Annotated in this window: 10 protein-coding genes; 7 read left to right on the top strand and 3 right to left on the bottom strand. The window is 59.9% G+C overall.

What is annotated here, in order from left to right; translation table 11 throughout:
- Window positions 1-5: 5 nt before the first annotated feature.
- The gene (locus tag ACFSR7_RS24180; protein WP_378165993.1) at window positions 6-308 is read left to right on the top strand and encodes a hypothetical protein; all 303 of its coding nucleotides are present in this window, start codon (window positions 6-8) and stop codon (window positions 306-308) included.
- A gap of 64 nt (window positions 309-372) precedes the next feature.
- Here ACFSR7_RS24180 and uraA read toward each other — a convergent pair whose 3' ends face one another.
- Window positions 373-1,668, bottom strand: a complete 1,296-nt coding sequence (uraA, locus tag ACFSR7_RS24175) for a uracil permease (RefSeq protein ID WP_378165991.1) — start codon at window positions 1,666-1,668, stop codon at window positions 373-375.
- A gap of 282 nt (window positions 1,669-1,950) precedes the next feature.
- Here uraA and ACFSR7_RS24170 point away from each other — a divergent pair, with 282 nt between their 5' ends.
- Window positions 1,951-2,568, top strand: coding sequence for a hypothetical protein (locus tag ACFSR7_RS24170; RefSeq protein WP_378165989.1), 618 nt, complete (start codon window positions 1,951-1,953; stop codon window positions 2,566-2,568).
- 62 nt (window positions 2,569-2,630) lie between these two features.
- Window positions 2,631-3,623 carry a Gfo/Idh/MocA family protein gene (locus tag ACFSR7_RS24165; protein ID WP_378165988.1) on the top strand — a complete coding sequence of 331 codons (993 nt, stop codon included), beginning with the start codon at window positions 2,631-2,633 and terminating at the stop codon, window positions 3,621-3,623.
- A 492-nt stretch (window positions 3,624-4,115) separates the two neighbouring features.
- Here ACFSR7_RS24165 and ACFSR7_RS24160 read toward each other — a convergent pair whose 3' ends face one another.
- Entirely contained in the window at window positions 4,116-5,567 is a 1,452-nt protein-coding gene (locus ACFSR7_RS24160) for a SulP family inorganic anion transporter (RefSeq protein WP_378165986.1), read from the bottom strand.
- Between the two features lie 241 nt (window positions 5,568-5,808).
- On the opposite strand from ACFSR7_RS24160, the gene gpmA reads away from it, so the two are divergent.
- The gene (gpmA, locus tag ACFSR7_RS24155) at window positions 5,809-6,603 is read left to right on the top strand and encodes a 2,3-diphosphoglycerate-dependent phosphoglycerate mutase (protein ID WP_378165984.1); all 795 of its coding nucleotides are present in this window, start codon (window positions 5,809-5,811) and stop codon (window positions 6,601-6,603) included.
- Here gpmA and ACFSR7_RS24150 read toward each other — a convergent pair.
- On the bottom strand, window positions 6,600-7,577 hold the full coding sequence (locus tag ACFSR7_RS24150) for an aldo/keto reductase (protein ID WP_378165982.1): 978 nt from the start codon (window positions 7,575-7,577) through the stop codon (window positions 6,600-6,602). The two genes, gpmA and ACFSR7_RS24150, sit on opposite strands and share 4 nt — an antisense overlap.
- A 344-nt stretch (window positions 7,578-7,921) precedes the next feature.
- On the opposite strand from ACFSR7_RS24150, the gene ACFSR7_RS24145 reads away from it, so the two are divergent.
- From ACFSR7_RS24145 to ACFSR7_RS24135, 3 genes are all read left to right on the top strand, one after another.
- Window positions 7,922-9,268, top strand: a complete 1,347-nt coding sequence (locus ACFSR7_RS24145; RefSeq protein WP_378165981.1) for an extracellular solute-binding protein — start codon at window positions 7,922-7,924, stop codon at window positions 9,266-9,268.
- Between the two features lie 80 nt (window positions 9,269-9,348).
- Window positions 9,349-10,653 carry a sugar ABC transporter permease gene (locus tag ACFSR7_RS24140; RefSeq protein WP_378165979.1) on the top strand — a complete coding sequence of 435 codons (1,305 nt, stop codon included), beginning with the start codon at window positions 9,349-9,351 and terminating at the stop codon, window positions 10,651-10,653.
- Window positions 10,653-11,495 carry a sugar ABC transporter permease gene (locus ACFSR7_RS24135; protein WP_378165977.1) on the top strand — a complete coding sequence of 281 codons (843 nt, stop codon included), beginning with the start codon at window positions 10,653-10,655 and terminating at the stop codon, window positions 11,493-11,495. The genes ACFSR7_RS24140 and ACFSR7_RS24135 overlap by 1 nt, the downstream gene beginning before the upstream one ends.
- The last annotated feature ends 24 nt before the right edge of the window (window positions 11,496-11,519 follow it).

Raw genomic sequence — 11,519 nt, 5'->3', positions numbered from 1 at the left:
GACGCATGGCGTTCGGGGTGAAACGCGAAGAGCTGGAGGCCTGGAAGCGAAAGGTGGCCGCGGGCGAGATCGCTTTTTTAACGCATTATTGGTTCGAGCCCCGATTTCCCGGCGTCAAGACGATCACCAAGGTTGGCTGTGCGGACCTGGACAAGCTCTCCGACTGGTGCTCGCTGCACGGACTGAACCCGGCGTACATTCATGCGCGGAGACCTTTTCCGCACTTCGACCTGATCGGCGACAAGCAGTCCGAGATCCTGCGGGTCGAAGGGCAATGGGAGCAGCTGGAACGGTTCGGGATGGCTTGAATGAACTTCATAACGTAAAAACCGTCGCAGGCATCGTGCCGGCGACGGTTTTTCTCGTATCGCTTTAATGCGAGGATTCCTTCTCGTTCGACCAACCAAGCATCTCGAACAGCTTGAACAAGAGGCTCATGACGATCGCGACGACAGTGGCGAGCGCCATGCCGGAGAGCGAGAAGTCGCCGGCCGTAATTTTGACGCCGGACAGCCCGGTGACGAGCACGATCGTCGTCAGGAACAGATTGACCGGCTTGCTGTAATCGATCTTCGATTCGACGAGCATCCGCAGGCCCGAAGCCGCGATGACGCCGAACAGGAGGAGCGACACGCCGCCCATGACCGCCGTGGGGATCGCTGCGATGAGCGCGGACAGCTTGCCGAAAAAGGAGAGCACGATCGCGATTACGGCGGCGCCGCCGATGACAAAGGTGGAATAGACCCGCGTAATCGCAAGCACGCCGATATTTTCCCCGTAGGTCGTGTTGGGCGTCGAGCCGGTAAAAGCGGACAGGATCGTCGAGATGCCGTTGCTCAGCATCGAGCGGTGCAGGCCCGGGTCCTTGGACAGATCCTTGCCGACGATATTGCCGGTGACGATCAAGTGGCCGATATGCTCGACGACGACGACGAGCGCAGCCGGCAGGATCGTGAGCATGGCCGACCATTCGAACGAAGGCGCGGTAAACGTCGGCGACGCCAGCCAGTCTGCGCTCTTCACGTGAGTAAAGTCGGTCAGCCCGAGCGTCCAGGCAAGGAAGTAGCCCGCCACGATGCCGAACAAAATGGGAATGATCTTCATGAATCCGCGGAACAGCACCGAGCCGAGAACGGTGACGAGCAGCGTGAACACGCTCACGATAATGACGGTGCCGTCCGGCGACCAGTCCGCGCTGCCCGAACTCGGTATCCAGCCGGCCATGCCGGCCGCGACGGGGATCAGCTCGAGACCGATGACCGCGACGATCGCGCCCATGGCGGCCGGCGGGAAGACGACATCGATCCAGCGCGTGCCCGCGAACTGCACGATCAGGGCAACGAGGACGAAGACGACGCCTGCCGCTAAAAATCCGCCGAGCGCCGCAGCATATCCGTCGCCGGGATCGGCGTAATTCCCGATGACCGCGCCGGCCGGCGCGATAAACGCGAAGCTGGAGCCGAGGTAAGCGGGAATCTTGCCTTGGCATATAAAAATGTAAAGCAGCGTGCCGATGCCGTTCATCAACAAGCAGATGGCGGGATCGACGCCAAGCAGGTTGGGCACGAGCACCGTGGAGCCGAACATGGCGAACAGATGCTGCAGGCTGAGCATGAGGCTCTGGCCCAGCGGAGGCCGTTCGTGAATGCCGATTTCTTGCCTCGTCACTTGATGTTAACCTCCATTATTCTACGAATATGTATAAATCCTTTGTCGATTCTATACAGTTCATTCCGATTTGACAAGCGAAGATTTGTTTTTCCAGATTTCTTGTCGAACGTTTTGCTTCCGCGCAAGCGGTGTCCCTCATATCCTATCGGGAGAGCGACGATACGCAAGGATGAAGAGAGGGGCTTCGCGATGACGGTTGCGAGGAATGTTGGGAAAAAGGCTTGCCGGCTTGCGTCGGGTTTTGGACCGATCGGGCATAAACGGAGCCGCCCCCTATTATTGCGAGGGGATATTTGCGCCGCGGACAAGAAGGCAGCCTGCCGATGCGGCGGCGATACGCCGGATATTCGAAGCGTAGCAAGCGCGCTGCGGCTGTCGGCGCGCGCCATGCTGCCCTTCTATCGGAAAGTCGCCTCCGACGGCCGGTTCGCGAATCGCTGGTCGCGCAGCGTCGTCGAGCTCCGGCTGGACGACATGAAGCGGCAGCTGCGGGCAGCCTCGCCGCTCGCAGGCCGGCTGGAACAAGGCCTCGGGACCAACGGCATCGGATACTTTATCGACTACCCCTCGCCGGGAACGCAGGATGCCTATGCCACGGGCATTACGATACCGCCGGGCAGCGTCCAATTTTACTTCGCGCCCGGCGCGCATCGGGCTGTCGCTGCCGCGCTGCTTCCGTTTTGCCGCGCGCTGGCGACGGACCGCAGATATGCGCTCGCATTGGCGTCGGCGATGGCGCGCAGCGAACGAAGCGCGGTAAACCGGCTAGTCCGAAGCTGCGTGATCGCCGGCGATTTGCGCGCCGTGGACGGCGCGCCGGGTTATCTCGCCCTTGATTTCAAACCGCCCGGCTCGAAGTACATCTACCGAAACTTGTTTTTCCGCGAAGGCTTGTGATCTAATTAGGACTGTAAGGTAATCCGCTATCCAATACCAAATGCGCAAGGAGCCATACACTCATGACGGTAAGATTCGGACTTGTCGGTACCAATTGGATCACGGACAGGCTGCTCGCGGCAGCCAAGGAAGCGGAAGGCTTCGAGGCGGCGGCGGTATGCTCGCGCTCGCTGGAGCGGGCGGAGGCGTATGCCGCGCAGTACGGCATTCCGCATGCCTATGACGATATGGAGGCGATGGCGGCGGGCGGCCGGATCGATGCCGTCTACATCGCGACGCCAAACGTGTACCATGCGGAGCAAGCGATGCTGTTCATGCGGCGCGGCATCCACGTACTCTGCGAAAAGCCGGTCGCATCGAACGGCGCCGAGGCGCGGCGCATGATCGAGGAAGCGCGCAAGCACGGCGTGCTGCTCATGGAGGCAATGAAGCCGACGTTCATGCCCAGCTTCCGGGCCATCGAGCGCGCTTTGCCTTCGATCGGCAAGGTGCGTCGCTATGTCGGAAACTACGGTCAGTATTCTTCGCGCTACGACGCCTACCGTGCGGGAACGGTGCTGAACGCCTTTAATCCGGCGCTCTCGAACGGGGCGTTGATGGATCTGGGCATCTACTGCCTGTATCCGGCGATCTGCTGGTTCGGCCGACCGCTGGAAGTCAAGGCGAGCGGCGTTATGCTCGAATCCGGCGCCGACGGCGAGGGCAGCCTGCTGCTGCGGTACGCGGACATGGAGGCGGTCGTCATGTACTCCAAGATTACCAATTCGTATGCGCCGAGCGAGATTCAGGGGGAAGAGGGAAGCATTCTGATCGATCAGATCAGCCAGCCGGAGCGCGTGCGCGTCCGATACCGGGACGGCAGGGAAGAGGAATTGTCCGCGCCGCAATCCGAGCATTCGATGGTTTACGAGCTGCAGGCGTTCGTGAACCTCGTTCGGGAAGGCAAGCCGGAATCGGAGATCAATACGCATGAGCGGATGATCGCGGTTCTCGACGTCATGGACGAAGCCAGACGGCAGATCGGCATCATCTATCCGGCGGATTCGCAAGCTTGAACGACGCTTGAATGGCGGGGATTCGCGGACAGGAGGCGCTTTTTCTGCATGCCGGCGCTTTACGGATGTTTGGCGGGCATAAAGCCTGCATTTGTACATGTATTTTCTGCCGACCAGCGACGCTTGAAGAAATACCTGCAAATGTGCAGGCAATTTTGAAGCTCAAGCCGGAAATGAGGTCTATGGAGGAAAATGCATGCATATTTGCATCTTTTTTTCTCCAAAGGGTCGTCGTGGGAGGGAATTGATGTATATTTGCAGGCATTGCGGCGAAACGGTGCGGGAGATGGCGGGCGAGCGACAGGCAGTGACAGGTCAGTGACAGGTCAGTGACAGGGCAACCTATATAGACGATTATTGAATGGGCAGTCGATTGGGCAAGGTGCGCCATTCGGCGACGGTAACCGGGGAAGGATCTAAAACGCAAACGGTACGAAGCGCGAATCATGCTTCGTACCGTTTGCGTTTTAACGCTCCGATCGGGGCCGTGCGTTAACGTGATGCGGCGATCGGAAGACCGGCGCGCTCGAGGAGACGGCGGCTGTCTTCGTTGAGGCCGACGATCCGAACCGTCTTGCCGTACTGCGTGTACTTCTCGATGGCTTTTGCAATCGCGGTCACGGCCGAGTGGTCCCATACGTGGGAAGCGGAGAAATCGATCGTCACGTCCAAAGGATCTTCCTTGTAGTCGAACAAGTTCACGAAGTGATTCATCGTACCGAAAAAGAGCTGGCCGGTGATACGATATACTTTGCGGCCGTCCTTGGCCAGATCCGCATGCGCCTTGATCCGGGCGGAGCGCCAGCCGAAATTGACGGCGCTGAGCACGACGCCCGCGAGCACGCCAAGCGCGAGGTTGGACGTAGCGACGACGATGCCGACGGTGACGATCATAATGAGCGCGTCGCTGCGCGGAATCTTCGCAAGCGTAGTAAGCGAACGCCAGTCGAATGTGCCGATCGACACCATGATCATGACGCCGACGAGCGCGGCCATCGGGATCACGCGGACGACATCGCCCAGCACGAGGATCAGGAACAGCAGGAAGACGCCCGCCACGAACGTCGAGAGTCGCGAACGACCGCCGGATTTGACGTTGATGACCGTCTGGCCGATCATGGCGCAGCCGGCCATGCCGCCGAACAGGCCGGAGACGACATTGGCGATGCCTTGCCCGCGCACCTCGCGGTTTTTGTCGCTCTTGGTCTCGGTCATCTCGTCGACGATCGTCGCGGTCATGAGCGACTCGGTCAAGCCGACGACCGCAAGCGCGAGCGAGATCGGCACGATGCGCCAGATGGCATCGAAGGTGAGGTCGATGTCCGGAAAATGGAAAAGCGGCAGCTTCTGCGTGATCGGTCCCATGTCGCCGACCGTCCGCAGGTCGAGCCCCAGGCTGACCGAGACGATCGTCATCGCGATAATCGCGACAAGCGCGGAGGGGACGGCTCTGGTCAGCAGCGGGAACAAATAAATAATGGCCAGCGTAACTGCCACCATCGCATACATTTGCCAGTTCGCGCCCTCGAAGTTCGGCAGCTGCGCCATAAAAATGATAATCGCGAGCGCATTAACGAAGCCGGTTACGACGGAATGCGGGATAAACGTAATGAATCGTCCGAACCGCAACAATCCCATGATGAACTGAATGATGCCGGTCAACAGCGCGGCGGCATATATATATTCGATGCCGTATTTGGCGACGATCGGCCCCATGAGTGAGGCCATCGCGCCGGTCGCGGCGGAGATCATGCCGGGACGGCCGCCGACGATCGAGATCGTCACGGCGATGCAGAAAGACGCGTACAAGCCGACCATCGGGTCGACGCCGGCCAGGATCGAAAAAGCGATCGCTTCCGGAATTAACGCAAAAGCGACCGTCAACCCGGACAGAATGTCTCTGCGCGTGTTGAAGAACCAGTTGCTTTTCAATTTTTGCAACAACAAAAAAAACTCCTCTCGCGTATGAACGGAGTTGCCGGGATCGTTGATGCGCCGTCGTACCGATCGCGGTTCGCTCCGAATGGTCCGTTGATAGTAGGACTTTCCACTCTCAGAAAAGCCGGGGCCGATTATCGTCCGGTCCATTATACATGCTGGCGGCCGATTTGAACACCCTGGGCGAATGTCGCGGAGCGGGATTGCGGTTATAATACGAGAAGCGAAAGGAAATGGAGGGAGCGGCATGAAGATCGTATTCGTGAGGCATGGTCAGAGCGAATATAACCTGGAAAACCGTTTCACAGGGTGGACCGACTCGGATCTGTCCGAGCAGGGGCTGAAGGAAGCGCGGCAGGCGGGAAAGGTGCTGCGCACGAACGGATTCGCCTTCGATGCCGCCTTTTCGTCGGTGCTGACGCGGGCGATTCGTACGATGGGCATTATTCTGGACGAGCTTGATCAGCTCTGGATTCCGGTCTCGAAGAGCTGGCGGCTCAACGAACGCCATTACGGCGCGCTGCAGGGCCTTAACAAAGCGGAGACGGCGGATCGCTACGGCGCCGATCAGGTACTGCTCTGGCGCAGGTCCGTGAGCGAGCGGCCGCCGGCGCTTGCGCGCGATGACGAGCGGTATGCAGGCGACGATCCCCGTTACAAAAATATAGACGGCGAAGTTCCGCTGACGGAAAACCTGGACGACACGGCAGAGCGCGTGCTTGTCTATTGGGAGAAAAACATTTTGCCCGAGCTGGCGGCGGGCCGCAAGCTGCTGCTGTGTGCGCACGGCAACACGCTTCGGGCGTTGATCCGGTATTTGGACGACTTGCCAGAGGACGGCGTCGTCAACCTCAACATTCCGACGGCAATACCGCTTGTCTACGAATTCGGCGACGATATGAAGCCTGTGAAGCACTACTACCTGGGCGAAGACGGTCCGCTGCCACAGGGCGAGATTCCGCACAAAATCTCGCCCGACCCGGCGCAGGATATGCCGGGGAAGGGCGAGGGGCATCACGCTCAGCCGCAAACGCATGATTAAGACAACCGATAGACGGCGAACGGATTGCCCTGCCGGAAGTCCTCGCTGATCCGGTCCAGCCGGCTCAGCGTGTCTTCGGACAAATGAAGGGCATTCGCCTCCAGATTGGCGCGAAGCTGCTCGGGCCGGGTCGCGCCGGCGATAACCGTGGCGACGGCGGGACGGGCGAGCAGCCAGGCGATCGCGAGCACCGCCGGCTGGACGCCAAGCTCCTCCGCCAGCGCGGCGACCTGGCGCCCAAGCTCGTCCGCCCGGCCGCCGAGAAACCGGCGGAACGACGGATCGGTGTCCGCACGCGAGCCTTCCGGCGCCGTGTCGCCGGATACGCCGTACTTGCCGGTTAAAATGCCGCCTGCAAGCGGGAAGTACGGAATGAGCCCGACCCCCTGGTCTAGGCACAGCGGAATGAGCTCGGTCTCCGGCGTGCGGTCGGCGAGCGAATAGCTGGCCTGCGTACAGACGAAGCGCTCGAGCCCGCGACGCTCACTGATGCCGAGCGCCTTCATGAGCTCCCAAGCCGCATAATTGGAGGCGCCGATATAGCGAACTTTGCCCGAAGCGACCAGGTCGTCCAGCGTGCGCAGCGTTTCCTCGAGCGGCGTTCCCGGATCGAACGTATGAATCTGGTACAGATCTACATAGTCCGTTTTCAGCCTTTTCAGGCTGCTCTCCAGCTCCCGCCGAAGGTGGAAACGGGACGAACCTCTGTCGTTCGGGCCTTGTCCCATCGGCAGTCCGGCCTTGGTCGCCAGCACCGCTTCATGCCGTCTCCCCGCCAGCGCCTCTCCGATGATAGACTCCGACTGCGTGCCCGCGTAGATGTTGGCCGTGTCCAGCATATTGATGCCGCCGTCCAGCGCCTCATGAATGATCCGGATCGACGTTTCCCGGTCCGATCGCTTGCCGAACGCGTTCGTGCCGAGTCCGATCGCCGATACCTGAAGCCCGCTTTGACCCAATGAACGGTACTGCATAGCAACAACCTCCTCGTTTTCAATTCAATTCCGCATTTCCTGATTGTCTCATGCCCATATAAGATGATCAACCGCATAAGCCAAGCGCTGCGCTAAATGCGTAAAACCTCGCTTAAAGCCCGAGCTTCATTGCCCGCAGCCGCTGCAGCTGCGCTTTTTTTGTTTCCGCCGGTCAATCCGGCCTTTTCTCTCCCTGGTCACAATCTTGCGATTACCGGTCACCAGGTTGGTAGTTGGCCCCTCCCGCTCTGCCGTAACATGAAGGCAAGCAAGATCCATGCGGCAGCCAAGCGCCGCAACCATCCAACCATCCTAGGGTCCTCAGGGAAAGGGAGTCCGATCAAATGCTAAACAAAAAGGTAATCGCCATTCCGCTCGGCACGCTGCTCGTCGCCGGCGCGCTGTCCGCCTGCGGCGGCAACGGCAACAACGACACTAACGCCGCTTCGCCGTCCGCCAGTCAGTCCGCCTCGCCGAGCGCATCGGCATCCGCCGCCGGGAACGCATCGCCTTCGGCGTCCGCGTCGGCCTCGTCCGACATGCCCGCCAAGCCGGCAGAGCTCACGATCTGGCAGGACGACAACGCGGACAAGATCGCCGTCTCCACGGAGATCGCCAAGAAATATACCGAGCAGACGGGCATCAAGGTCAACATCAAGCCGGTCGCGATGAACGACCAGCCGGACGTGCTGGCGCTTGACGGCCCGGCGGGCAAAGGCCCCGACCTGTTCTACCAGCCCGGCATCGGCGCGCTTGTCATCAAAGGACTCGTGCAGGAGATCAAAGCTCCGCAAGAGACGCTGTCCGCCTATACGCCGGAATCGCTGGCCGCGCTCAGCCAGGACGGCAAGCTGTACGGACTGCCCGCCGTCACAGAGACGTACGCGCTCTTCTACAACAAAAAGCTCGTGCCCGAAGCGCCAAAAACGATCGCGGATCTCGAGAAGATCATGGCGGAGCAGACCGACGCCAAAAAACAGCAGTACGGCTTCCTTTTCGAAGCGACCAACTTTTATTACGCCTGGGCGTTCATGGGCGGCAACGACGGCTATATTTTCAAGCCGGACGGCAGCGGCGGTTTCGACACGAAGGACATCGGCTTCAACAAGGAAGGCGCGGTCAAGGGCGGCCAGCTGATTCAAAGCTGGTTCCAGAAGGGCTACATTCCGAAGGACGTCAACGGCGACATCGTGGGCGGTCTGTTCGGACAGGGCAAAGTCGGCGCGATCATCAATGGTCCGTGGGCGATTCAGGATTTGAAAAAGCAGCTTGGCGACAACCTCGGCGTGGCGCCGCTGCCGACGCTTGAAAACGGCAAGCACCCGACCTCCTTCATCGGCGTCAAGGGCTGGATGCTCTCGAAGTTCTCCAAGTCGCCGGAGTGGGCGTCCGATCTGGCCGCCTTCATGACGAACGAAGAAAATTCGCTCTATTACTTCAAGCAGACGGGCGAAGTGCCGCCGGTGAAAAGCGTGCTCACGAGCTCGGACCTGACGGGCGATCCGCTGGTGTTCGGCTTCTCCCAGCAAAACACGTACGGCATGCCGTTCCCGACCGTGCCGGAGCTCGATACGGTATGGGACCCGATGGCCAATGCGCTCAAGTTCATCGCCAGCGGCAAGGACGTGCAAAGCTCGATGGACGACGCCGTGAAGCAGATCGAGGACAAGATCAAGATGACGGGCGCCTGATCGCAAGCGCGGCTCGACATAGAATCGGGAGGAGGGGCTTACATAGAAGCCCCTCTTCTTTTTAAGGAAGGTGTCACCTCATGCAAATTCAACAAGCCGCAACAGGCGGGCCTCGCAGGATCGAAGGACTCCGGCCGCGAACAGCGGCGCTGCTGTCCGTCATTCCCGGCATCGGACAATATGCCAACCGCCGTTATATCAAGGGCACGATCTTTCTGCTCCTTGCCGCAGCCGTCGGCATTGCCTTGTCAGCGCCGATCGTAAACGGCATTAATGGCTTGGTCACGCTCGGCAGCAATCCCGAGATCGACGACTCCAGGACGCTGCTCGTCGAGGGCATCATCGCGGCGCTCCTGCTGATCCTGTTCGCGTCGGCGTACGCGCTCAACATGCGGGACGCCTACCGGGACGCGGCCAAAAAGCAGGAAGGACTGCGCATCCCGTCCGTCCGCCAGGCTTTTCACGACAGCTGGGAGCATGGCTTTCCTTACTTTGTCATCGTGCCGACGTTCATGCTGCTGACGATGATCGTCATTTTCCCGCTGTTGTTCATGATTTGTCTCGCGTTCACCAACTACAATCTGTACAACTCGCCGCCCGCGCATCTGCTCGATTGGGTCGCGTTCGACAACTTCGCCGCGCTGTTCACCGAAGCCGTATGGACGAAGAGCCTGCTCGCGGTGCTCACCTGGACGGTCGTGTGGACGCTGGTCGCGACGAGTCTGCAGATCGCGCTCGCTTTTTTCCTCGCGCTCCTGGTGAACGACGCGCGCGTCCGTTTCAAAAAGCTGATCCGCACCGTGTTCATTCTGCCCTGGGCCGTGCCGTCGTTCATGACGGTGCTCGTGTTCGCCGCGATGTTCAACGATACGTTCGGCTCCGTCAACCGCGACGTCATGTCGCTGCTGGGCACTTCGATTCCGTGGCTGACCGACCCGACCTGGGCGCGGCTCGCAATCATTTTCGTGCAAATCTGGCTCGGCTTCCCCTATGTGTTCACGCTCGTGACAGGCGTGCTTCAGAGCATTTCCAAGGACTGGTACGAGGCGGCCGACGTCGACGGCGGCTCCCGCTGGGACAAGATGCGCTTCATCACGCTGCCCCACGTCCTGTACGCGACCGCGCCGCTGCTCATCATGCAGTTTTCGTACAATTTCAACAACTTCAACATTATCTACCTGTTCAATAAAGGCGGCCCGCCTGTCCCGGGGCAGAGCTCGGGCGCGACCGACATTCTGATCTCCTGGGTGTACACGCTCACGTTCGACCAGAACAACTACAAGATGGCCGCCGCGATCTCGATCATCATGGGGCTCGTCGTCGCGCTTTTCGCCTTTTTTCAATTCCGCCGGACGCGCTCGTTCCGCGAGGAGGGCATGTATTGATGGGTCGCAAGCTCAAGTCCAGGCTCGAAGTGGCCGGCATTTACCTCGTCGTCCTGATCATGTTCGCCGTCATCCTGTACCCGCTGCTGTGGGCGGTCAGCATCTCGCTCAATCCGGGGACGAGCATGTTCAGCTCCAAGCTGATTCCCGACTCGCTGTCGCTCGAGCACTACAAGTGGCTGTTCTACGATCCGCGCAGCGATTACGTGCTCTGGTACAAAAACACGATTTACGTCGCCGTGCTGAACGCGCTGTTTTCCGTCATCATGGTCGGACTCGTCGCGTTCGTCTTCTCCCGCTACCACTTCGCGGGCCGCAAAAACAGCATTTATGCAGTGCTGCTCATGCAGATGTTCCCCGTGCTGATGGGCATGGTGGCGATTTATTTGCTGCTCAACCTCGTCGGCCTGCTCGATACGTTCGCCGGGCTCATCATCTTCTACGTGATCGGCGGTCTGCCGATGAACGTATTCCTCGTCAAAGGATACATGGACACGATTCCGCGGGATCTGGACGAGTCGGCGAAAATGGACGGCGCGGGGCATCTGACGACGTACATCCGCATCCTGTTCCCGCTCGTGCGGCCGATTCTGGCCGTCGTGGCGCTGTTTACGTTTATGGCGCCGTTCATGGATTTTCTGACGCCGCGCATTATCCTGCGTTCGCCGGAAAAGTTCACGATCGCGCTCGGTCTGTTCAGCTTCATCAACGACAAGGTCGGCAACAACTTCACGATGTTCGCGGCCGGCACGATTCTCGTCGCGCTGCCGATCGCGGTCGTGTTTCTCATCCTGCAGCGCTACCTGATCGCGGGACTCGCGGAAGGCGCGACGAAGGGCTAGCAGTCGGGTCCGCATGGCAAGGAC

Origin of the sequence: Cohnella sp. GCM10020058 (assembly GCF_042683485.1) — a bacterium.
GTDB lineage: Bacteria > Bacillota > Bacilli > Paenibacillales > Paenibacillaceae > Cohnella.
The sequence above is the reverse complement of the archived record's forward strand: the minus strand, read 5'-3'. Positions and strand labels throughout refer to the sequence as shown.

What these genes read in the sequence shown, in the direction of transcription:
- ACFSR7_RS24180 (WP_378165993.1), top strand. Translation starts at nt 6, where the DNA reads ATGGCGTTCGGGGTGAAACGCGAAGAGCTGGAGGCCTGGAAGCGAAAG.
- ACFSR7_RS24165 (WP_378165988.1), top strand. Translation starts at nt 2,631, where the DNA reads ATGACGGTAAGATTCGGACTTGTCGGTACCAATTGGATCACGGACAGG.
- gpmA (WP_378165984.1), top strand. Translation starts at nt 5,809, where the DNA reads ATGAAGATCGTATTCGTGAGGCATGGTCAGAGCGAATATAACCTGGAA.
- ACFSR7_RS24150 (WP_378165982.1), bottom strand. Translation starts at nt 7,577, where the DNA reads ATGCAGTACCGTTCATTGGGTCAAAGCGGGCTTCAGGTATCGGCGATC.
- ACFSR7_RS24145 (WP_378165981.1), top strand. Translation starts at nt 7,922, where the DNA reads ATGCTAAACAAAAAGGTAATCGCCATTCCGCTCGGCACGCTGCTCGTC.
- ACFSR7_RS24140 (WP_378165979.1), top strand. Translation starts at nt 9,349, where the DNA reads ATGCAAATTCAACAAGCCGCAACAGGCGGGCCTCGCAGGATCGAAGGA.
- ACFSR7_RS24135 (WP_378165977.1), top strand. Translation starts at nt 10,653, where the DNA reads ATGGGTCGCAAGCTCAAGTCCAGGCTCGAAGTGGCCGGCATTTACCTC.